The sequence below is a fragment of the Acidobacteriota bacterium genome, assembly GCA_039030395.1.
Lineage (GTDB): Bacteria > Acidobacteriota > Thermoanaerobaculia > Multivoradales > JBCCEF01 > JBCCEF01.
In genome coordinates this window covers 12,016-34,160 of the sequence record JBCCEF010000015.1, presented here as the reverse complement: position 1 = coordinate 34,160, position 22,145 = coordinate 12,016, and the positions used below count along the sequence as shown (strand labels likewise).

The window sequence follows — 22,145 nt, the reverse complement described above, 5'->3', positions numbered from 1 at the left end:
CGAACGGAGTATTCATAGATGACTTCCCCTCGCTCGCTGGACCCCATCTTTTCGCCCCGCTCCGTCGCCGTGGTGGGCGCTTCGCGGGATCGCGGCTCGATCGGCTATTCGCTGATCCACAACCTACTCAAGGCACAGTTCGAGGGAGCGGTATTTCCGGTCAACCCCAAGGCCGGGGCGATCCACTCGCTGAAGGCCTACGGCTCCGTCGGCGAGATTCCCGAGGCGGTAGACCTGGCGGTGATCGCGGTGCCCAGGGAGCATGTGCCGGAGGTGGTGGACGACTGCATCGAGCACGGTGTCAAGGGTCTGGTGGTGGTCACCGCCGGCTTCGCCGAAACTGGCGAAGAGGGGGCGCGGATGGAGCGCGAGCTGTGCGCCAAAGTGCGCGCCGCCGGCATGCGGATGGTCGGTCCCAACTGCATGGGGGTGATCAATACCGATCCGGCGTTCTCTCTGAATGCCACTTTCGCCCCCACCCCGGCGGTGGCCGGCTCCATCGGATTCGTCAGCCAGTCAGGCGCCCTCGGCGTGGCGATTCTGAACGTCGCCCAGGAGCTGGGCATCGGCCTGACGCAGTTCGCGTCCATGGGCAACAAGGCGGACGTCTCCGGCAACGACCTGCTGGAGTATTGGGAGCACGACGACGGCACCAAGGTCATCGCCATGTACCTGGAGTCCTTCGGCAACCCTCGGCATTTCACCCAGATCGCCAAGCGGGTGAGCCGCGAGAAGCCGATCCTGGTGGTCAAGTCGGGCCGCACCAGCGAGGGGGCGCGGGCGGCCTCCAGCCACACCGGCGCCATCGCCGGCGCGGACGTCACCGTGTCCGCCTTCCTGGAGCAGTGCGGGGTGCTGCGGGCGGACACCATCGAAGAGCTGTTCCACATCGCCCGCGCCCTCGACCGTTGTCCGCTGCCGGCCGGTTCGCGGGTGGGCATCGTCACCAACGCCGGCGGCCCGGCGATCATGGCGACGGACGCTTGCGTCAACCTCGGCCTTTCGATGGCCGAGCTGTCGGCGGCCACGGAGGCCACCCTGGCGAGCTTTCTGCCGGCCGAGGCCAGCGTCCACAACCCGGTGGACATGATCGCTTCCGCCTCGCAGGAGCAGTATGCCCGCACTCTCCAGGCGGTGCTCGACGACGACTCCGTCGACCTCGCCATGGTGATCAACGTCACGCCGCTCCTGACCAACCCGATGGACGTCCTGGAATCCATCTCGGAGGTCTGCCAGGGCGCCGAAAAACCCGTTCTGGTGGTGATGATGGCGACGGAGGAGTTCTACGAGACCATCAAGCACCAGCCGCACCATCCCCCGGTCTACCGCTTCCCGGAATCCGCCGCCCGAGCGATGAAAACCCTCGCCCGCTACGCTGAGTGGCGCCGGCGGCCGGTGGTCGAGGCGCCGAAGTTCGAAGTGGACGACGCGGCCGTCTCGGAGATTCTGCGGCGCGCCGGCGAGGGCTACTTGCCCTCCGACGACGCTTTCGCCGTGCTCGACCTCTATGGCGTGCCGCGGGCCGGATCGAGCTTCATTCGCACCACCTCCGATGCCTCCGAGGACGAAGGCACCGAAGCGGTGGTGGCGGCGGCCCGGGGGCTGGGTTTCCCGGTGGTGATCAAGGCGGACGCCGAAGGCCTGGTCCACAAGAGCGACCTGGGCGGCGTGGTGGTGGGTTTGGAGGACGAAGCGGCGGTGCGCCGGGCGGTTGTCGAGATGCGGCGGTCGTTGACCGAAGCCGGCTATCCGCCGACCGGCTACCTGGTGCAGGAGATGGTGCGCGGCGGCCACGAGGTGATCTTCGGCATCTCCACCGATCCGCGTTTCGGGCCGCTGGTGATGTTCGGTCTGGGCGGCAAATATGTCGAGGTGTTCAAGGACGTGCGCTTCGGCGTCACCCCCCTGGACCGCCACGAGGCGGAGGAGATGGTGCGCGGCATCCGCGGCTTTGCGTTGCTCGAAGGGGTGCGCGGCGAAGCCGGCGCCGACCTCGACCGCCTGGTCGATACCCTGCTCCGTCTCGCCCAACTCGCCGAGCGTCACCCGGTGATCCGCGAGCTGGACATCAACCCCTTCCTCGCCGGCCCGGACGCCGACACCGCCAAGGCGGTGGATGTTCGCATCCGGGTGGACACCGCTGGCAGCGAGGGGCCGTCAAGTCCCTAGTGGAGGGTTCCCGTGCCGAAAGCCTCTCAGGCGCTTTCCGGCACGGCCCCAGCCGAGCAAGATGCCGGCGATGCGGCGGGCATTCAGGGTCGCAGCGGCCCGCACCAGGTCGCGCAAGTCCCTGGTCAAGAGTCGGGGCAGCTCGCCTCGAAAGTCCTCGCCCAAAAGCGCCGCCGCCGCCAACCAGCGGTTGCCGTGGATCCAGCGCCAGCGGCGGACGCTCATCGCGCCGCTGGTGGTGGAGCCGGCGTGAAGGGCGCGGGCCGCGGGCACCGACCGGGCGCGCCAGCCGGCCCGCCGCAGGCGCACCGCCAGCTCGGCGTCCTCGTAGTAGCTCCCGAGGCGCTCGTCGAAGAACTTGCCGTGTCGATGGGCCGCCGCATCGAGAGCCTCGCGGCGATAGAGTGCGGCGGTCGCCGACACGCCGAAGACCTTCCGCGGCGCCGTCGACTCGTCGAACGGCTCCCCGTGGCCGAGCTGAATCGCCTGCCACCAAGAGTTCCATTCGAGCCCCGCGCCATCGATGACCGCCGGTGTGTCGTAGCGAAGGTTGACCCCTTGTACCGCACCGAGGGCGGGGTCCTTCTCCAACTCGGCGTGAAGGGTGGCGCACCAGCCCGGTTGGATCACCGCGTCGTCATTGACGGTGGCGAGGAACGGCGCCGTGGCGGCGGCGATGCCGGCGTTGGTGGCGGTGGCGAATCCGGCCGGTTCGGGGAGGCGCACGCGCCGGTCCATCAGCCCTGCGATCGCTGCCGGTAGTTCGAACCCCGCCGGCAGGACCAGGACGATCTCCAGCGCCGCGCCGCCGTCCGCCCGCAGCGCTTCCAGGCATTCCGCCAGCAGCGGGCTGCGGCCGAGAGTGGGGACCACTGCGGAGATCTGCGGTGTTACGGCCACCAGGTGAACTCCACCCGGTCGAGGATCACGCCGTTCGGCCGCCCTTCCTTGTTCGGCTTGCGGGCGACGACCACCAGATCCTCGCCCGCCGGCCAGAACACCGGTCCCACCTCGATCCAGGACCACTCCCGGTCGTCCCGCGCCCGCCAGGTGTCGAGGATCACGTCGCCGGCTCGCACTTCGAGGTCGAGGGGCGCTCGTTGGTTGCGCACAAAGAGCACCTTGAGGCGTAGGGTGGCGGCCCGGCCGCCGGCGACCACCGGCGCCGTGGCCCGCTCGCCCTCGCGCAGGGTCCAGCCGCCGTCGAAGCGCCGTCGCTCGATGATCCAGCGTTCCGGGTAGACGTGGCCGCCGGATTTGGCGATCTGCGGGTCCTCGAAGTGGATCACCCGGTTCGGCAGGGTGCTGGCGGCGGTGAACAGGCCGGCGGTGAGGGCGAGCAGCGCACCGGCTCCCCACGAGGCGGGTCGCCGCACCTGGGCGCGCAGGTTCCACAGGAGCCACACGACCACCCCGCCGACGATGGGCCACAGCCAGGTAGCCGGCCGCAGTCGGATGGAACTCGGGAACAGCCGGGCCATATCCAGGCCGGTGCGGGCGGACAGGGCGTCGAGCACATAGCTGCGACCGTCGGCGAAGCTGTAGGTCCAGCCGGGCACCGTCACCCACAGCACCGACAACACCAGCGTTGCGAAACCGAGGAGGGCGAGCAGGATGCGGGCGCCGCCGTAGTGCCGGTTGATCGCTCCGGCGTGCGAACGGCGGTAGCGGTCAAAGAGTGGCACCAACAGCAGGGTGAGGAGCGGCAGGGCGACCAGGGCGTAGCGGAAGGGTGGCGACCAGCCGCCGTACCACTCGGAACGCGGCACCACGATGAACAGGTACGGGAACGAGAACACCGCCAAATCGAACAGGATGCGCCCGGTACGGTCCGCGAGCGCGGGGGAAGCGCCCGGCCAGGGAGGGTTCCAGCGCCGCATCACGGCGGGAATGAGCAGGAGCCACAGCGGCGCGCAGGCAAAGAGGCCGAAGGCGCTGTCCCAGAACAGGCCAAGGCTGCCTTTCACGTACTCGATCACTCCGTAGGCGCTGGGCTCCAGTTCGCCCCAGCTATGGATCTTCAGGGGATTGCCGTAGAGGGCTTGGTTGTAGAGCAGGATGCCCACGCCCAGCAGACCGAGGGCGCCGCCGAGGGCGAGGGCCGGCCGCATGCGGCGGCCGGAATACCACCAGGCGAGGGCCAGGAGCGGTACCGCCAGCAGCATGAACCGAATCTTCAGGAGCGGCAGCAAGAACACCGGCACGGCCAGGGCCAGCCAGCGCCGGCCGCTCCAGTGCGGCCGACGGCCCGCCAGGGCGGGAGCCCCGCCGTGGATCAGGTCGAGGGCGATCATCCCCAAGAGCGCCGCCGGCACTTCCACCCACACCTGGTAGCTGTAGAGCAGCAGCGGCGGCGCGAAGGCGAAGAGCGCCCAGGCGAGGAGCGCGCCGCCGGGGCGGTGCGGCGTGTAGTGCCGAGCGAGGCGAAGGGTAAGCCAGGCGAGGGCCGCGGCGAGGGCGGCCATCATCAAGAGAGCGCCAAGTTTTCCGTAGAGTGCGTAGGCCGGCACCAGCGCCACCGGCAGGGCCTCGTTGTGGCGCGAGAAGAGCTGTCCTTCCGGCCCCACCGGATCGCCCGGCTGCGGCTCCAGCGGGCGGTCGAGAAAGTAGCGCCAGTCGCCATCGGCATAGTTGTTGGTCAAGTCCGCGTCGAAGTCATGCGCCAGGCTGTGGGTGATCAGCAGGTAGAAAGGCTCATCGCCGTCCGGTGGCCGGTGGTGGGTAGACCACGGGATGAGCGCCGCATAGACCACCAGCGGCAGGGCGAAAAACAGCCACGAAGGCGACCCCGGCAAGCGTTCGCCTAAGAGCGGCCGCAGCGCCATTACCTGGTGGGCCACTCGGTGGACGAGCAGCAGGAAGAGCCCCGCGGCGAGGAACTCCGGCGACAGATCGATCGGCAGCAGCGAGCGGCCCGCCGCGACGAGCCCCAAGGCCGCGGCGAGCCCCGCCTGGGCGCGAACCACCGCCGGCCGAAGGCGGCGGCCTCCTCGCCGCCGCGCGGCCCGTTCGAGTCCGTGCAGGGCGGCCATCACCAGCGGCAAGGCCAGCAGGGTGCCGGAGAGCGGGTCACCCGCGGGGAGCGGATCGATCCACCGCAGCACAAGAGCCGCGACCAGCAAGATCAAGATCGTCACGGCGCCACCTCGAGGCGGTGGATGCGCACCAGCACCTCCGGCGGTAGATTCGGAGATCGGATCCAGCGCAGCGCCGCGTCCTCACCGCCGGGCAGAGGGTCCGGAGCTTTCACCTCGGCGCGGTACACGGTGCCGAAGAAAGGACCATCGTTGTGCGCACTGAGCCAGTGGAAGGCGGTGGGGGTATCGTCCGCCGCACCCTCCAGGGCGGCGCGCACGTCCGGCCGCCGGGCGGCCCACTCGGCGGTATCGCGACCGGCCAGCAGAGACGCCTGGAAGATCACCCGATCGCCGTCTCCGCCGGCCGCCGGGGAGAGCCATTGGAGGCGGGCGACCTCGGTGCCCGCGGGCAACTCCACCGAATTCGACAGGCTGGTCGAAAGGAGCAGGCGGGTGCTGTCGCCCTCCGGTACGGCGAGGCGGATCTGCGGTCGCTCAACGGTGAGGGAAGCGTCCACCGGCAGCGGGACCACGCCGGGCGCCGGCGGCAGGCAGGCGAGGGCCGCGAGCGCCGCCACCGTCGCGCCTAGGACTCGGATCCAGCCGCGCCGCATCGGTCGAGCCGCCGCCGACCCGGCGACCAGGAGCATCACCGTCAGAGCCGGACGTGCGTTGAAGGCCGCGCTCGAGGGGTGCGCTGCGAGCCAGGGGTACGCGGCGGCCGCGGCAGCGAAGAAAAACAGCACCAGAACCCCGCCGCGCGCCCATCGCTCGACAGCCGCCGGCAGGCGCGATGCGACCCAGGCGGCAGGGGCCACGAGAACGGTAGTGGTGAGATTCCAGCCGGGGCCGAACAGCACGACGAGGGCCGCGACGGTGGCCGCCCGCCGGGCGTCGGTTAGAAACGCCAGCGCCGCCGCGGCGGCGACCGGCGGGGCCAGCAGCCGAACGGCCGGGAGCAGCCACGATCCCGTGGCCACCCCATCCTCGAACAGCGTCGCGCCGCGCCAGACGAGCTGGGCGGCGAGGGCCAGCGGCGCGAGCACCGCGAAGCGTTCAATCCAGCTCTGATGCTGTTGCTGCAGGGCGTGAATGCCCTCGGCGATCACCAGGGCCAGGGCCAGCGCCAACACCGCCGTGGACCGGCTCGGCCCCGGCGGCAGAGCGATGAGGACGGTGCCGAGGGTCACTGCACCCGGCGCCAGCCAACGCCCGCCGAGCGCGGCTCCGAGCACCAGTCCGAGCACCGCGGTCGTCCCCAGCCAAATCGTTTCGAGGATGCCTTCGGGGGTCCGTTCCAAGGCGGCGAAACCGAAGGCGAGAAGGGCTGTCACAGCGCACATGGCAAGACGCCCGAGGAGGGTCCTCGAGGTCGCAGAATGGGTGCTGTAGCGAAGCATCGACACGGGTTGCGGCATCTTACTTCGGTCGCGTATCGGTCTCGTCAGCATCGCTGCTAGACTCCTGCGATCATGCTCTCCCGAGACCTACTTCGCAGTGATGCGGAGCGCGTGCGCCAGGCCCTTGCCAGCCGCCGCGCCGACCCGCAGTTGATCGACCGCTGGAGCGAGCTGGACGGTGAGCGCCGCTCCTTGTTGGTGGAGGCGGAAGACCACAAGCGCCAACGCAATGAGTCCAGCAAGGCGATCGGCCGGATCAAGCAGCAGGGGGGCGATGCCTCCGAGGCGATCGAAGCCGTTGGCCGGCTCAAGAAACAGATCGCCCAGGCGGAAGAGAAGCTCGCCGCCATCGAGCGCGACCTGTCGGTGATCGAAGCCTCCCTGCCGAACGTGCCGCACGACAGTGTGCCGGAGGGCGAGGACGAATCGGACAACCGCATCGAGCGGGTGATCGGCGAACCGACGGAGTTCGACTTCGAACCCCAGGCCCACTGGGATCTTGGCACCCGCCTCGGCATCCTCGATTTCGAGCGCGGGGCGAAGGTCACCGGTGCGCGATTCACCGCTTACTTCGGCCTCGGCGCCCGGTTGGAGCGCGCCCTGATCGGCCTGATGCTCGACCTCCACGGCGAACGCCACGGCTACACCGAAGTGATCCCCCCCTACATGGTCAACGCCGATTCACTGTTCGGAACCGGCCAGCTTCCGAAATTCGAGCACGACCTGTTCAAAGTCCGCGAGCACGAGTACTACCTGGTGCCGACGGCGGAAGTGCCGGTGACCAACCTGCATCGCGACGAAGTGCTCGACGAGGCGGAGCTGCCGCTCGCCTACTGCTCGTTCACGCCCTGCTTCCGCAGCGAGGCGGGCTCCTACGGCAAGGATGTGCGAGGCCTGATCCGGCAGCATCAGTTCCACAAGGTCGAGCTGGTGCAGTTCACCACCCCGGAGTCGAGCTGGCAGGCGCTCGAGGAACTCACCGGCCACGCCGAGCGGGTGCTCGAGATGCTGGAGCTGCCGTACCGGGTGGTCACCCTCGCCACCGGCGATCTCGGCTTTTCCTCCGCCAAGACCTACGACCTCGAAGTATGGCTGCCGGGCCAGCAGGCCTTTCGGGAGATCTCCTCCTGCTCCAACTTCGGCGACTTCCAGGCGCGCCGCTCCAACCTGCGCTACCGCCCGACGGACGGCGGCAAACCGCGCTTCCTCCACACCTTGAACGGCTCCGGCCTGGCCGTTGGCCGCACGGTGGTGGCGATCCTCGAGAACTACCAGCAGGCAGACGGCTCGGTGGTGATTCCGGAGGTGCTGAGGCCGGCGATGGGTGGGGTCGAAGTGATCAGGCCCTCGGCCTGAGAACCAACCGATGATTCGACCCGCTGAGTCCGGCGACCGTTCGGCGCTTTTGCACCTGGCCGAAGCCAGCGGACTTTTTCCGCCGTCTGAACTTCCAGGTCTCGACGCCCAGCTCTCAGAGTACTTCGATGGCCAACGGGAGGAGCACGCCTGGATTGTCGATGACGACGGTGGTGTGCAGGCGGCCGCCTACTACGCGCCGGAAATCTTCACCGACGGCACCTGGAATCTCTACTTCATCGCCGTCCTTCCGGGCGACCAGAGAAAAGGCCGCGGCGCCGCGTTGCTCCGCCACGTCGAGAACGACCTGCGCGAGGGCGGCCAGCGCGTTCTGATCGTCGAAACCTCCGGCCTCGACGGCTATGAACAGACCCGGACCTTTTACGACAAGAACGGCTACACGGAAGAGGCGCGCATCCGCGATTTTTACCAGGCCGGTGAGGACAAAGTGGTTTTCTGGAAGGCCCTGTAGGCTACGCAACGTAGACGATCAGCACCACCGCGGTCCCCCACAGCGCGAGATTGGTGAGGAACGGCAGATCCTCCATCAACGCCTCGGTGGGGTTGCGCTTGCCGGGCTTCTGGTACACCAGGTAGAGGTATCGAAATACCCCGAAAAGCACCAGCGGCACGGTGTAGAGCAGGTAGGTGCCGCCGAAGGCTTCCGTCGCCTCCGGCGAGACGGCCCACAGGGCGTAGGAGACCACCGCCGAGGCGGTCACCACGTTGATCATCTGATCGAGGAAGGTCTCGCTGTACTGGCCGAGCACCAACCGCTGGTCCTTTGCCCGGTCGGCCAGCAGGGTGATCTCGTGGCGGCGCTTGGAGAAGGCCAGGAAGAGCGCCAGGAAGATGGTGCACAGCAGCAGCCAGTTCGAGATCGCCACCCCGATGGCGGCGCCGCCGACCAACACCCGCAACACAAAGCCGAGGCTGATGATCATCACATCGAGGATCACCACTTCCTTGAGGTGGAGGGTGTAGAGCCCGTTGAGCACCAGGTAGATGCCGACGACCAGGGCGCAGACCGGGTTGAGCATCCAGGCCACCACCAGCGCGACGATGGCTGCTGCTGCTGCGGCGCCCACCGCCACGGAGACCGGCAGGGTGCCGGCGGCGATCGGGCGGTGCTGTTTCAAGGGGTGATGGCGGTCGCGCTCGCGATCCTTGACGTCGTTGAGCAGGTAGATCGCCGACGCTGCCAGGCAGAACGCGCCAAAGGCGGCCAGCGCTCGGGGTAGCGCGTTGCCGTCGAGCAGCAGTTCGCTGAACACCAGCGGTGCCAGCACGAACAGGTTCTTCGCCCACTGGGTGGGGCGCATGGAGCGAATCAGAGCACCGAACATGGGCGGCTACGGCGCTCCCCAAAGATCTTTTTCGTCGCGCGGCTCGGCGGGCCGGCGGTCGGGCCTGTCGCGCAGGGCGCGCACCTCCGCCATCACCGGTTCGAGGGCCTGATCCTGATACTCCCCGAGGCGGGCAATGCCGCCCAGGGCGAGGTCGATCAGTTGGTCCAACTCGGCGCGGCTGAAACTGCGCGTCTCCCCGGTGCCCTGGATCTCGATGATCGAGCCGTCGCGAGTGGCGACGACGTTCATGTCCACGTCGGCGATCGAGTCCTCGGAATATTCGAGGTCCAGAAGCGGAATGTCCTGCACCACTCCGGCGCTCACCGCGGCCATTTGGCCGACCACCGGCCAATTCTTGATGTCGCCGGTCAAGAAGAGGTGCCCGAAGGCCTGCACCATCGCCACCCAGGCGCCGGTGATGGCCGCCGTCCGGGTGCCGCCGTCGGCTTGCAAAACATCGCAGTCGATGTACAGGGTACGGTCCGGAAAGGCGCTGCGGTCCACCACCGCTCGCAGGCTGCGGCCGATCAGCCGCTGGATCTCCGACGAGCGGCCGGAGGGCTTGCCCTTGGTCACCTCCCGCGCCGAGCGGGTGGAGGTGGCGCGCGGCAGCATGGCGTACTCGGCGGTCACCCAGCCCAGCCCCTTGTCGCGCAGGAACGGCGGCACGCGGTTCTCCACCGAGGCGGACACCAGCACCCGCGTGTCGCCCATGTCGATGAGGGCCGAGCCTTCGGCGTATTTCATCGGTCCTAGCTCGACGCGGACCGGGCGCATGGCGTCGGCGGCGCGGTCGCCGGAGCGGATCGTTTCGTTCATCGGGCTATCGTACCCCTTCGGGGAGGCCGAATTCCGTCACATCCACCCATTCCATCGGTGGCCGCGGCTGATCGAGGATGCGGCCGGCGAAGTTGCGGAAGGCTTCGTCGCCATCGGTGACGCACAGTTCTAGGAAGGGTTCGGTCATCTCGGTCAGGAGATCCGCCGTCGCCAGGCCCTCGGCCACCGCGTCGGCGACGGCGTCCGCGGAGTCCACCAGGGTGACCTCCGGCCCCGCGACCCGCGCCAGCACCGGCCGCAGCAGGGGGTAGTGGGTGCAGCCGAGAACCAGCGTGTCCGCCCCCCAGTCGAAGAGCGGCGCAAGGTAACGCCGGGCCACCTCTTCGGTGATCGCGTCGTCGTGCCAGCCCTCCTCGACCAGCGGCACGAAGAGCGGGCAGGCGCGGCTTTCGATGGCGAGGTCCGACCGTTCGGCCTCCAGGGCGCGCTGGTAGGCGCCGGAAAGAACCGTGGCGCGGGTGGCGATCACCGCTACGCGGCCGCCGGAGGTCTCCGCGGCGCGCCGCGCGCCGGGTCCGATCACCCCCCAGATCGGCACTTCCGGGTGGAGTTCATCGAGGGCGAGTGCGGAGGCGGTGTTGCAGGCCACCACCACCGCTTTGACGCCGCGGTCGAGGAGAAAGTCCACGTTGCGGCGGGTGTAGCGTCGCACCGTCTCAGGAGATTTGTTGCCGTAGGGCAGGCGCGCCGTATCGCCCAGGTAGACGATCGACTCCATCGGTAGCCGGCGCCGCAGGGCGGCGGCGACGGTCAGGCCGCCAATGCCGGAGTCGAAGACGCCGATCGGGCGCTGCCGATGCTCGACGAGGGACGTGAGATCCCGCGGTCCTACCGGGTGCAAGAGGACCTCAAGCCTGGGGGTCCGCGTCCGCCTTCGGCCGCGCGATCAGGTCCGGCGCCGCGGCCAGCGGGCGGGAGGTGTCGAGGTGGCCGGCGAAGGTCATCGATTGTTCGCCCATCCACAGAGGCACCACGCGGGTGACTTCCGGCACGTTGAGTACCACTGAATTCACCAGGCTGTAGGCCATCTGGATCTCCTGGAGGGATCCGGCCTCAGGAGTCCAGGTCTCCACCTCGGGGGTTTCCACCGGCCCGTCGCCCTCTTGCGTCGCTTCGGCTTTGGCGGTCACACCGGCCGGTGCCAGGTCGATGTAGGCCAGGCCGGAATCCGTCAGGTACACCCCGACCACCTCCGTCGGGCGGCTGAAGATTGCCTGGAGGGATTCCTGCCGTGGGCCTTCGAGGAGTGCATCGAGCACCCGGCGTACCCGCTCTTCCGGCGAGCCGGTGAGGGTGAGGTCCCGCGGGTCCGGATAGAGTAGGCCGCCCTCGCCCGGAAAGTAGAGGTTGATCGTCTGGCCGGAGGTCCGGGTGTCGTCCGCCGTCGTGTCGTCTTCGGCCGAGGGTGCGGCGCCGCCGCAGCCGATCCAGATCGTGACCAGCAGCGCAAAGCCCCAAAGGGGTCCGCGCCGGAGGGCGGTCATTCCGTCGGCTCCGTGGCCTCGTCGTCTACGGAATGGCCTTCGATCATCGCCCGGAAGCGCACCACCGCGCGGGTTACCGCGTCCACGAGCTGGGAGCGGTAGCCGGCGTCCTGCAGCTTGCGCTCCTCCTCGGGATTGCTGATGAAGCCCAGCTCTACCAACACCGCCGGCATGGCCGCCCCCATCAGTACCCGGAAGGGCGCCTGCTTCACCCCGCGGTCGCGCAGGCCGAGGGCGCCGTTCAGCTCTTCCTGGATGAGGGCCGCGAGGCGCTGGCTTTCGATCAGGTGTTCGCTCTGGGCGAGGTCCCACAGGATGAGCTGGAGATCGTAGAGCGGGTCGCCGGCGTCCGACGGCGGCGGTGTCTCGCTGCCCGCATCGGCGCCCTGGTTTTCCCACTCCGCCGAGCGCGCCGCTCGGGCGTCGCTCGCCTGCAGGCTCAAGAAATAGGTCTCGGCGCCGTGGGCGCTCTTGCCGCCGGCGACGGAGTTCAGGTGGAGGGAGATGAACAGGTCCGCTTTGTTCTGGTTGGCCAGGGCGGTGCGGCTGTCGTGGGCCAGTTCCGTGTCCTCGGTACGGGTGAGCAGCACCCGTACCGGCAGGCGGCTCTCCAAGCGCGTCTTGAGGGCCCGGGCGAGCAGCAGGGTGAGATCCTTTTCCTGCGTGCCGGAGGGACCCAGGGCGCCGGTCTCGCCGCCGCCGTGACCGGGGTCCAGCACGATGGTGCGAAGGCCGGCGCTCGGCCGCGGGGGCTCGATCAGGTCGTTCGAGGGCAGGGTCGCCGAACGCTGACTGCGCGGGTGCACATCGAACACCACCCGGAAGGGGGACTCCAGAGTGTAGGTGTCGTAGGAGGCATCCACGGAGATGTCCAGCTCCACCCGGCGGTCGCGAATCTTAATGTTGCGTACCAGCGGATCGCTGTCTTCGAAGCGCCAGGCGGTGGGGGCGATGCGGTCGTCGAGCAGGTGGAGCACCGGGCCGCCGAGGGAATCCTCCACCCGGTAGCGCGGGGCTTCGGGAAACTGCAGCACCACGGTGGTCAACCCTTGCAGGTTGACCACGTCCACCAGTACCGGCAGCTCCCGCGAGCCGCGGGGCTCGATCACCAGCCGAGATTCCGCCTCGATCCAGCCGAAGCGGTAGCCCATCACCTCACCGAAGGTCGCCCGCAGGAAGGCGAGGGGCACCTGAATTCCCTGCGACCCGCCGATGGGGGCGGGCCGCAGCGGCACCAGTTCCTCGTCGTCCACCACCAGCGAGCCGCTCTCCGGGCCGAAGATGTAGGTGTGCTCATCGAGCTGCAGGCGAAAGCCCTGATCATCGGGTCCCGGCGTCAGCGTGCCGCCGAGCTGATCCACCAGCGGCTGCAGTGGGAACAACGGTCCTTCGGCGGTCATCACGGAGGACACCGAACTCACCGAGGTGGCGGGCTGCGCCAGGGCCGGGGAGAGCGCCAGAACGGCGGCGGAGCAAACGAGCAGAAGCCTGCCGGCAAGAGCCTTCACGGCGGCGAGGATACCATCGGGGGGTGGGCGCGGACGGCACGGAACGGGTTCTTCCGGTGGCCGGACCCGCGCTGCGGGTCAACCCGCTCTCGAGCCGCGCTGTCGCTTCTCACGGTGGGTTGGAGGAGTTCTGGGTGTCCGAGTTCCTTCGCTTGGTCTTCTCGGTTCCCGCAAGGGCGAAGACGCTGTCCGGGATGGGCTGATTCACCTCAAGGTCCGTCACCAACACTTCGGCTCGCATCACCGGCTGGCCCTGGTCGTCCAGAGCGCTCGCCGAAAGGCTTTGCGGCAGGACGATTCCATCGACCGACCGGTAGTCCTTGAGTTCGATTTTGCCGAGAATTCCAGAATCGCTCTTCCTCTGAGAGATCGTCTCCGGCACCCACATTTCGGCATGCCGCGCGACGCTGACTTGGTAACTTCCACTATCGTCTTTCGCGACGAACGCGAGCTGACCTGCCGTACTTGCCGATGCTGCGGCCGGGATCGGCTCGGCATTCTCGACTTGGCCGGCTCGTTCGACGACATCCGACAATCGAAGCAGCAGATCTCCGGAATCGGCAGTGCGAAGAAAATCCACCGGTAGGAAGAGGGGATTCATCATCGCAGCCGTTGGATTTCTGGAGTCCTCTTTGCCCATCGACAGGATGTCCGACTCCAAGAGCCAGATTTGAAATTGTTCCCCGTCGAATGCGACATCCGTATCCTCTGCTAGACCGAGCTCTTTGTCGGCTCGGCTGTTGATTCGGTATCTGTTGTCGGCCTCCCAGTACTCGAAGGAAACATTTCCCTCGCGAGTACCCTCCGGTGTGCCGATGTAGACGACCGCCGAGGCTTTCATGTACACGCTTTCGATGCTGGAATACTGGTCGACGAACGGAGCGAGGCTTGGTGCCTCTTCGCCCTCTGCGGTCGACGTGAAGATCGTCGTTGCAATCACCGCAAGGGTGATGAGAGTGTTCGCAAGAACGTTTTTTTGACGCGTCATCGTGACTCCCGTTTCATGGTTTGCTTCTTCTGATCTACGAACAGGAGACGGTCTCCGTTCCCGTCGGTCTCCTTTTGATTCCTGTCGGATCTACTCGGCTGTCCACATTTTTGTTCCGCTGAGGCTGGTCAATTCGCTGTTGACATCTGTATATCCTGTCGCAACAACAGTTACACGGATTTCCCCCTTGAGTTCTTTTGAGATCGCAGTGCCCGTTATGACGGTGGCTTCCGGGAAGCGTCGGCCGATCTCGGCTCCCGCAAGCTCGATGTCTCCAATCGTCAGGTCCTCACCTCCGACGACATTGACTAGGACGCTCTGCTCGCTTCCGGGTACAAGGTCTTCGGTAAGAGGGTTTTCTAGCGCTGTTAAAGCTGCCTCTCTGGCTGTTGCTGTTTCCTTTGAGATGATGCCAGTTCCCATCTTTGCGTATCCCTTTGCCTTCATGGCCGTTCGAAGGTCGGCGAAGTCGACGTTGATGAGGCCTGGTTGAAGTAGGAGGTATGAGATGCCTTCAACAATCCATCTCAGTACTTCGTTGACACGAGCGAAGGCTGCATGGAGGGACTCCTGAGAATCTACTACGGCGAACACCCTGTCGTTGGGAATCACTATCAGAGAGTCGACGTATTTCAGTAGGTCTTTGATTCCGGTGCTGGACACTCTCGATCGTACTTTTCCCTCAAAGCCGAACGGCTTTGTGACGACTGCAACGCAAAGAACGCCAAGATCCTTGGCGATTCGTGTCAAAACCGGAATGCCACCTGTACCGGTTCCCCCACCCATGCCGGCGGTTACGAATAAGAGGTCTGTCGGAGCGAGGAGGTTTCGTATTTCCTCTTCGGATTCGAGTGCCGCTCGATTTCCAATTTTGGGGTCGCCTCCTGCTCCGAGTCCTCGGGTGAGATTTTTGCCAATCTGAATCACATGGTCAGCAGATCGTCCCGTTAGCGCTTGCACGTCGGTATTCAAGCATGTCAGCTCAACTCCCTTGAGCCCTCGTTCAGCGATATGTTCGATCGTATTGCACCCACCTCCACCAATTCCTACCGCTTTGATGACGGGTCCTGTGGTGGCCTTTGAGACGGTAGGGCTTCGATCGGCGGTCGTGAGGCCGAGAGGTGATAGACGCTTCAGCTCTTTCTCGATACGGATAGCAAGATTCAAGAAGACATGCTCTTGCTCGGCCTTGCTGATAGCCAAGAGTGGACGAGACGGATTGTTGACGGATTGAAACTGAGAGAGTTCTCTGGTTTCAAGAAATCTGCAGGGACTGACGACAACTGGCAGGATGAGAGTTCCCTCTCGCTCGGCTTTCTCGAGCAGAGGGGGCAGTTCGTTGTCGGCTATGAAGTCAGATCCTAGGAAGTCGGCGCTAACGAGCAATATCGCCACCCGAGCCTTGCGGATGGCAGCATCTATTTCGCCTTGCCAGTCTGCGCCGGCCTCGAGTCGGGTGTCGGACCAAACGTCGAGACCGAACTTCCGTACAAGCGGGCGCAGATGTACGGTCAATCGATTGAGCCAAAATATGTCTTGTTGGCTATAGCTTACGAAAACGTGTGCGGTTTCTGTGGCCATACCTTCTGCCTCTCTAGTCCAAGCTACGATCTTGTGCAGCGGCCGAGCAAGCTCGGGGCTGCCAGTAACACCAGATCTGCCCGCTTGCCGGCCTCACCAGAGCCGAACCGTTGAGTGGGTCAGCCCGGGCAACCTTCCATGGTCACCGCGACGGAGCGCGACGCGAGAACCTCGCCGAGGCTGGGCGAGACGACGAAGAATTCCATACCGTCGGTCACCCAAGAACCGGTGGCAATCGAACCGACGGTTGGGACGGACCCCAACAGATTGCCGTCCGGCGCACCCACGCGGATCTCCAGCGGTCCCGTGGCGTCTTTGAACCGCCATGACAGCAGGGTGCGCCCGATCATCAGACCTTCGCAGGCCAGGATCGGATCGGGTTCGGCCCAAAGCCCTTCGCCCGATTCTCTGGGTGACGCTGCTCGGTTGCCGCCACCTAAATACCCAAGGGCGATGAGGCCTTCGCGGGTCTCTTCGTCCAGTCCAGCGTCTTCCGCCCGGCCGCCAATCGCCTGTTTGACCGCCCGACAGGGGGAGCTTCCCAGGCGCTCGGTGACTTCGCCGATCAATTCATGGTACCGGCGGCGCCTGCGGTCCACTAGGTTGTCGTGCTCGCCGGGGTCGGCGGCTAGATCGTAGAGCGCACCTGTCGCCTGACGGCAGTCGACGATCACTTTCTCGTTGCCCCGCGCCGCCGCGACGAAGTGGTCGGTGCGATGGGTCATGGCGATCGCCAGCCGCAACCTGTTCTCGTCGAGCGGACCGAGCAGCGAGTCGCCGTCGAGCCCGGCCGGCGGCTCCAGGCCGGCCATCTCGACCAGGGTTGGGAAGAGGTCGACGTTCGAGACCGGTAGATGGCTGCGCTGCGCGCGTCGGGTGGTGGGATGTCGGATCATCAGTGGAATCCGGATGACCTCCTCGAAGACCGTCGAGTGCTGGACACCGCCGTGGTCCATCAGCTCTTCGCCGTGATCGGTACTGAGAACGACCACGGTGCTGCCGGCCAGCCCCTGTTCCTCCACCGTGTCGAGGAGGCGGCCGAAGGTGCGGTCGGCAAAGAGTACCTGGCCGTCGTAGAGATCCCGGACTCGCTCCAATTCGTCGTCCGTCTCGATCGAAAAGGTGTGGCCGGTGGTGGTAGCGAAACGTCCCGTATAGCCTGCCCGGTAGAGATGAGCCGATTGTGGCCGAACGCGATAGGGGGAGTGGGGAGCCATGAAATGAATCCAGGCGAAAAACGGCGGCCGAGCCTCTTTGCGGAGCCAGTTGACGAAGCGTTCGAGCACCGCCTCGTCGTCGACTACGTTGTCGTTGTCGGCATCGTTCTCCGGCGTCCTCAGCATGATCTCGTAGCGTTCAAAGCCACGGCCGAAGCCGCGCACCGGCACCAGTTGCACTTGAGCCGAGACGAATCGGGTCTGGTAGCCGGCAGCGGCGAAAGTCTGGGCGACGGTCGGGACGTCGGGAACCAACTCCCAGCCTTGAAAGACGCGGCTCGGCCAACGACCGGTGAAGGCGGCGGCGAAGGAGGTCGGCGTCGCCTGTGCCGTCGACCAGGCGCGCTCGAAGACCACTGCCTCGTGGGCGAAGTCGTCGATCCTCGGCGAGGTGGGCCGCTCGTAGCCGTAGGCACCGAGCCGATCGGCACGCAGGGCGTCAAAGGTGACGACCAGGACGTTGGTACCCGGTGCCACCGGAAGAGCTTGCGCCAGTTCGGAGACCGGAGGTGGTGGCCCGCAGCACAGGGTGGCAGCACCAACCAGCAGCGAGCAAGCCGTCAGGCAGTGCCTGGCGCGAGCATGGAGCGGCGGCCTGGAGGGCGAAGTCAAAGTCTGCATCGTGAGAGGCCCTTTGGCGAAAGTTCGGCAGAGGGTCGCCGATCAGCGGCCGGCGCCATCGTCGGCGATTCGGCGTAATATAACCTCCCGCATATCAACCTTGACCGAACGGAGAAAAATATCAAGGCAGTCCCGAAGCGACGAGAGCCGTACAAAGACCCTTTTCTCGACGTTCCCGATCCGAGTCCTGGCATGAGTCGGCTGAGTAGAAAAATACGCACCTTGGCTCTGGGCCTGATGATCTCGCTGACGACGTTCGAAGTTTTGGCAAGGGTGCTCTTTCCGTTGGCCGACCTGCCCCATTTCAACCGCCTCGGCTACGCCAACGCCGGTGCCGGCGCCGGTGGAGCGAACTTGGCTCATCGAACCCTCTGGTGGTGGTCCGAGCCGGACGGTACTTCCTTTACTCGCCAGCTCAATCTCTACGGTTTCCACGATCGTCAATGGCGCCTGAGCAAACGCCGGGGAACCCGCCGCGTTGCCTTCATTGGGGATAGCTTCGTCGAGGGATACGGCGCCCCCGGCGGCGCTACCCTGACCGCCGAGTTCGAGCACTTCCTGCGCCGCCGAGGAGACCGGGTTGAGGCGCTCAATCTGGGAGCCGGGGGTTTCGGCCTCGACGAATACCTGGCTTTAGCTCGCGACGCTGTGTCGACCTTCCGACCCGACGATCTGGTGCTCGTGCTCTACATGAACGATGTTTATCGGATTCCCGAAGCTCCCGAGACCCTGCTGACCGGCGAACCCGATCTCGGGCGCACCGAGCGCTGGAAACCACGTTTGATCGAGGTTGTTCGCCGGTTGCGCAGCGGCCACCAGATGCCGCTGCGTTGGCACCGACCCGCTAGCGCTACGCCCACCCCACTGGCAATCGAGCCTCGGCTCGCCGCGGATCCGCAGCTGGTGAAGAACATCCACCGGTTCGTCGAGCCCGAGATCGCTGAATCGATGCTGGCCGGGCGGCTCAACCCCGCGATTACCAACCTACTGCGCCGCAGCGAGCGAGTGCTCGTCGAGCCGGTGGATCTTTCCCCGGTGTTGAGCGCTCTCGATCGCTTCACCGACCGCCAGGGTACTCGCTTGTGGGTGGTGTTTCTCCCCTCCCTCAACCAAGTGACGGACCGCTACCTGCCCGAGCAGAGACGGATGTCCGGGCCGATCGCCGCGGAGACGCTGACGGCGCCAGCCTTCCAACGCCATGCCCGCGATCTCGCATCGACCTGCCAACGGCTCGCTGTGCCGTTTCTCGACCTGACGCCGGCTCTTTCACGGGCCGAGGCGGAGGGGCAGCGCCTGTACTGGCCTTACGACGCTCACATGACCGCAGCGGGATACTCGGTGGTCGGCAGGAAGATCGCCGATTGGTGGCTCGAATCCGGAAATCGTGATTTAGAAGTCGATTTCTAGTCGCCTCAAAATTGAGACTTGCTTGCGTCTTTTAAATCCTGGCCGGCCTGGTTCTGGACCAGATAAGTCGAATCAAACCATATTAAATTTGTTATCAATATTTTAATATAAATTTTGTCGCAAGGTATACTGCGAACTCTGATTTGGATGTTGTTTTCGTTGAGGAATTGCAGGGAAATGCGCGGGCCCGCCAACTGAGTCACTCGTACGGCGACGGGAACGAAAATCGAAACTTTCTCGAAGGCCTTCTTCCAAGGTTAGATTCAAGATTCACCCTGAGATTCGCCGAGAACGGGCTGAAACGAGCCTGTTCGGTGAATTGAATTAAGCGATCGGTCCGGTCGGCTGTCCGGGGAAGGGGTGAAGCGCAGATGGGTGGACCGAACGGTGCGGACTTGGGGACGGGGAGAGTCTGATGTTCGAACTCGAATTCACCGGCGAGCGGGTCGTTCCGGGCAAATTAGACGGCGAACTTCTTCTCGAGCATGTCTCTCGCTACGGATTCGCGGCTCGTTTGGTGCGCGATCTCGAGGTACTCGACTTTGGCTGCGGCACTGGCTTCGGTTCGTCGATGCTACGCCAGGGAGGCGCCCGCCGGGTTGTCGGTTCGGACGTTTCAGCAGCCTCTATCCTCTTCGCCAGGTCGCGATACGAGTGCCCTGGTGTGAGCTTTTGCGTTACGGACTGCGAGATGGCTGGACTGGCTCCCGATTCCTTCGACGCGGTGGTGTCCTTCGAACTCATCGAGCGCCTGGCGTCCTACCGCCGTTTCCTCAGGGAAACGAAGCGACTCCTGCGGCCCGGCGGTTTGTTTGTGGTCTCGACGCCAAACACCCGCCTCAACCGTCGCGAGCCGGGGGTCGAGCCGAATCCCTTCCACACCCATGGGTTCACTCCCGATGAGCTGAGGCAGGTTCTGGGCGAGGACTTCGCGCAGGTTGAGCTGTTTAGCCAATCGCCGACGGAGGGTGCCTACCGTCGCTGTGCCGCACCCACGATCAGCTCGCAACGCTGGTCCGCCCGTTCGGTCGGGCCGCCGACCTCGTTCCGGCTGGCGGGGAACGGCGCTGCAGACGAGTCTCCATACCTCCTCGCCCTGTGCTCGGACGAGCAAGGCGATGTCGCCAGTATTGTCGGCGAGGACTCGTTCCACGTCAGCGAGACCGATGCCGTTCGCCGATGCGATGGCCGCATCGTCGAGTTACAGGCGGAGCTCGAGGAGCGCACCCGCTGGGCGCAGCAAGTCGAGGAAGAGTCGGCCCGCCGCGGCCACCAGATGGTCCAGCTCCAGGCGGAGCTCGACGAGCGTACTGACTGGGTGCACGAGCTCGCGAGTGAGTCCGAGGCCCGCGCCCGCCGCATTCTCGAGCTGCAAGGGGAGCTTGAGGAGCGCCTGTGTTGGGCGACCCGGGTCGACAAAGAGCGCCGGGAGCGCGGCCAGCGCATCCGCCAATTGCAGGGCGCGCTCGAAATCCTCGGCCAGTCGATCCAGCGACTGTCGGAAGTCGAAGAGCGCTTCGAACGGCGGCTGGTCGGAGTCGACGAGCGACTGGACCATCTCTCTTCGCAGGAGATCGTGAAATCCGAGTGCGACCGCCAGCGCGACGATGCCGTGAGCTGGAATCGAGACAGTCTCATCTTTCAGCAACAGGAGATCGAGCGACTGGCCGGACGGCAGGCTGAGCGTGAACACCGGCAAAGGTCGGGTCGCCGCTCACTGGAGCAGATTCAGCGCGCTGTCGACGGACTCGAGCGCCAGGTTGCGGTGGTTTCCCAGCAGACCGAGCGGCATTTCGACGATCACGTGTACTGGGCTGAGCAGTCGCGGGCGATCGAGTTTGCCGCGAACCGGTCCCGCGAGCTGATCGATCTGCTCTGGGGCAGTCGTTCTTGGAAGGTCTACGCCGGCATCACTCGGTGGCTGACCTCCTTGCGGCCGAACTGGTTTTCGGCGAATCGACGGCAGGTCGAGGTTCCCGCAGCGAAGCCGCTAAGGGTAGAGCAGGTGGCGCTCGAGCCGAGAAGCCAACGACGGGTTCTGATCATCGACCACCGCCTGCCCACGCCGGACCAGGACGCCGGCTCGCTACGCATGATGGAGCTGATCACCGTCTTCCAGCATCTCGGCTTCGAGGTCACTTTTCTGCCGGAGAACCTGTTCGCCGCGCAACCGTACTGTCGCCGCCTCGAGCACAGAGATGTCGCGGTGGTCGCGACGCCGCATGTCTCGTCGGTTCGTTCGTACCTGCTCGAGAACGGTCGCCGGTTCGATCTCGTGCTGGTGTCACGATTCCACATCGCCAAAGGCTGCATCGACATGATTTGCGAGCTTTGTCCGGAGGCCCGCTTGGTTTTCGACACGGTGGATCTCCAATTCCTCCGCCTGGAGCGCCGGGCCGCCATCGAGGCGAACGAAGCGCTCGTTGCGGACGCGGAGCGGGTCCGCGCCGAAGAGTTCGCCATTGCCGCGCGCGCCGACGCCACACTGGTCGTCAGCGAGGTCGAAGGCGAGATGCTGGCTCGTGAGCTGCCTGGACACGACGTCCACCTGGTCTCGCTGATCCACGGCGTGCGCGAGCAAGTGCCAGGCTTCGACCGACGTCAGGGGTTCTATTTCGTCGGCGGCTTCGAGCATCCTCCCAATGTCGACGCCGCCCTGTGGTTGATCCGCGAGGTGTTGCCCAAGATTCGCCTCGCGCTCCCTTCGGCGGTGTGCTATCTGGTCGGCAGCAAGGCGCCGGACTCGATCCATCGGCTGGCCAGCGATCAAGTCGTGGTTCGCGGCCACGTTCGCGATCTCGAGCCCTATCTTTCGGGCTGTCGCCTATCGGTGGCTCCGCTGCGCTGGGGGGCCGGAGTCAAGGGCAAGGTGACCCAGAGCCTGGCCGAAGGTGTGCCGTGCGTGATGACCTCAGTGGCGGCGGAGGGCGTCGGTCTGAAGCACCGCGTCGATGGAATGATCGCCGACGACCCTGTCGACTTTGCCAACGCGGTGGTCGAGGTCTACCGTGACCGAAGGCTCTGGGAGGGACTGTCGCAAGCCGGGCAGGAGCGAGTCCGGACGCGGTTCTCTCGTACGGTGGCTACTGAAGCTGTCGAAGGTCTACTCGACCAGCTCGAGATCGGTTGCCAGAGCTGAGGCGCTGAC

The 22,145-nt window shown here is 65.8% G+C and carries 16 protein-coding genes; 5 read left to right on the top strand and 11 right to left on the bottom strand.

From position 1 onward, the window contains the following. The first annotated feature begins 18 nt into the window (after positions 1-18). Positions 19-2,169: an acetate--CoA ligase family protein gene (locus AAF481_14170; GenBank protein ID MEM7482318.1), complete on the top strand. Its 2,151-nt coding sequence runs from the start codon at positions 19-21 to the stop codon at positions 2,167-2,169. On the opposite strand, the gene AAF481_14165 is transcribed toward AAF481_14170, so the two are convergent. From AAF481_14165 to AAF481_14155, 3 genes are read right to left on the bottom strand one after another with little or no spacing between them, the layout of a single operon-like run. Then, a complete protein-coding gene (locus AAF481_14165; GenBank protein MEM7482317.1) occupies positions 2,158-3,069 on the bottom strand; it encodes a glycosyltransferase family 2 protein in 912 nt (303 codons plus the stop codon). The genes AAF481_14170 and AAF481_14165 overlap by 12 nt on opposite strands. Beyond that, positions 3,060-5,306, bottom strand: a complete 2,247-nt coding sequence (locus tag AAF481_14160; protein MEM7482316.1) for a hypothetical protein — start codon at positions 5,304-5,306, stop codon at positions 3,060-3,062. The genes AAF481_14165 and AAF481_14160 overlap by 10 nt, the downstream gene beginning before the upstream one ends. Beyond that, entirely contained in the window at positions 5,303-6,589 is a 1,287-nt protein-coding gene (locus tag AAF481_14155) for a hypothetical protein (protein ID MEM7482315.1), read from the bottom strand. The genes AAF481_14160 and AAF481_14155 overlap by 4 nt, the downstream gene beginning before the upstream one ends. Before the next feature lie 129 nt (positions 6,590-6,718). Here AAF481_14155 and serS point away from each other — a divergent pair, with 129 nt between their 5' ends. Continuing rightward, complete coding sequence (gene serS, locus AAF481_14150; protein MEM7482314.1) at positions 6,719-8,002, top strand: serine--tRNA ligase; 1,284 nt, start codon at positions 6,719-6,721, stop codon at positions 8,000-8,002. A 10-nt stretch (positions 8,003-8,012) separates the two neighbouring features. Next, entirely contained in the window at positions 8,013-8,474 is a 462-nt protein-coding gene (locus AAF481_14145; protein MEM7482313.1) for a GNAT family N-acetyltransferase, read from the top strand. A 1-nt stretch (position 8,475) separates the two neighbouring features. Here the strand turns inward: AAF481_14145 and AAF481_14140 are convergent, their stop codons facing one another. The 8 genes from AAF481_14140 to AAF481_14105 form a co-directional block, all read right to left on the bottom strand. Next, on the bottom strand, positions 8,476-9,348 hold the full coding sequence (locus AAF481_14140) for a decaprenyl-phosphate phosphoribosyltransferase (protein ID MEM7482312.1): 873 nt from the start codon (positions 9,346-9,348) through the stop codon (positions 8,476-8,478). 6 nt (positions 9,349-9,354) lie between these two features. Further along, positions 9,355-10,170, bottom strand: coding sequence for a ribonuclease PH (gene rph / locus AAF481_14135; protein ID MEM7482311.1), 816 nt, complete (start codon positions 10,168-10,170; stop codon positions 9,355-9,357). Between the two features lie 4 nt (positions 10,171-10,174). Then, positions 10,175-11,032, bottom strand: coding sequence for a glutamate racemase (gene murI / locus AAF481_14130; GenBank protein MEM7482310.1), 858 nt, complete (start codon positions 11,030-11,032; stop codon positions 10,175-10,177). A gap of 7 nt (positions 11,033-11,039) precedes the next feature. After that, complete coding sequence (locus AAF481_14125) at positions 11,040-11,675, bottom strand: GerMN domain-containing protein (GenBank protein ID MEM7482309.1); 636 nt, start codon at positions 11,673-11,675, stop codon at positions 11,040-11,042. After that, complete coding sequence (locus tag AAF481_14120; GenBank protein ID MEM7482308.1) at positions 11,672-13,183, bottom strand: N-acetylmuramoyl-L-alanine amidase; 1,512 nt, start codon at positions 13,181-13,183, stop codon at positions 11,672-11,674. The genes AAF481_14125 and AAF481_14120 overlap by 4 nt, the downstream gene beginning before the upstream one ends. A gap of 109 nt (positions 13,184-13,292) precedes the next feature. Continuing rightward, the gene (locus tag AAF481_14115; protein ID MEM7482307.1) at positions 13,293-14,171 is read right to left on the bottom strand and encodes a hypothetical protein; all 879 of its coding nucleotides are present in this window, start codon (positions 14,169-14,171) and stop codon (positions 13,293-13,295) included. 90 nt (positions 14,172-14,261) lie between these two features. After that, a complete protein-coding gene (gene ftsZ, locus AAF481_14110; protein ID MEM7482306.1) occupies positions 14,262-15,752 on the bottom strand; it encodes a cell division protein FtsZ in 1,491 nt (496 codons plus the stop codon). A 119-nt stretch (positions 15,753-15,871) separates the two neighbouring features. Then, positions 15,872-17,446 carry a sulfatase gene (locus AAF481_14105; protein ID MEM7482305.1) on the bottom strand — a complete coding sequence of 525 codons (1,575 nt, stop codon included), beginning with the start codon at positions 17,444-17,446 and terminating at the stop codon, positions 15,872-15,874. Between the two features lie 336 nt (positions 17,447-17,782). Between AAF481_14105 and AAF481_14100 the strand changes: the two genes are divergently transcribed. Continuing rightward, positions 17,783-18,997, top strand: a complete 1,215-nt coding sequence (locus AAF481_14100) for a GDSL-type esterase/lipase family protein (GenBank protein ID MEM7482304.1) — start codon at positions 17,783-17,785, stop codon at positions 18,995-18,997. 415 nt (positions 18,998-19,412) lie between these two features. Next, complete coding sequence (locus AAF481_14095; GenBank protein MEM7482303.1) at positions 19,413-22,136, top strand: glycosyltransferase; 2,724 nt, start codon at positions 19,413-19,415, stop codon at positions 22,134-22,136. Positions 22,137-22,145: the final 9 nt, after the last annotated feature.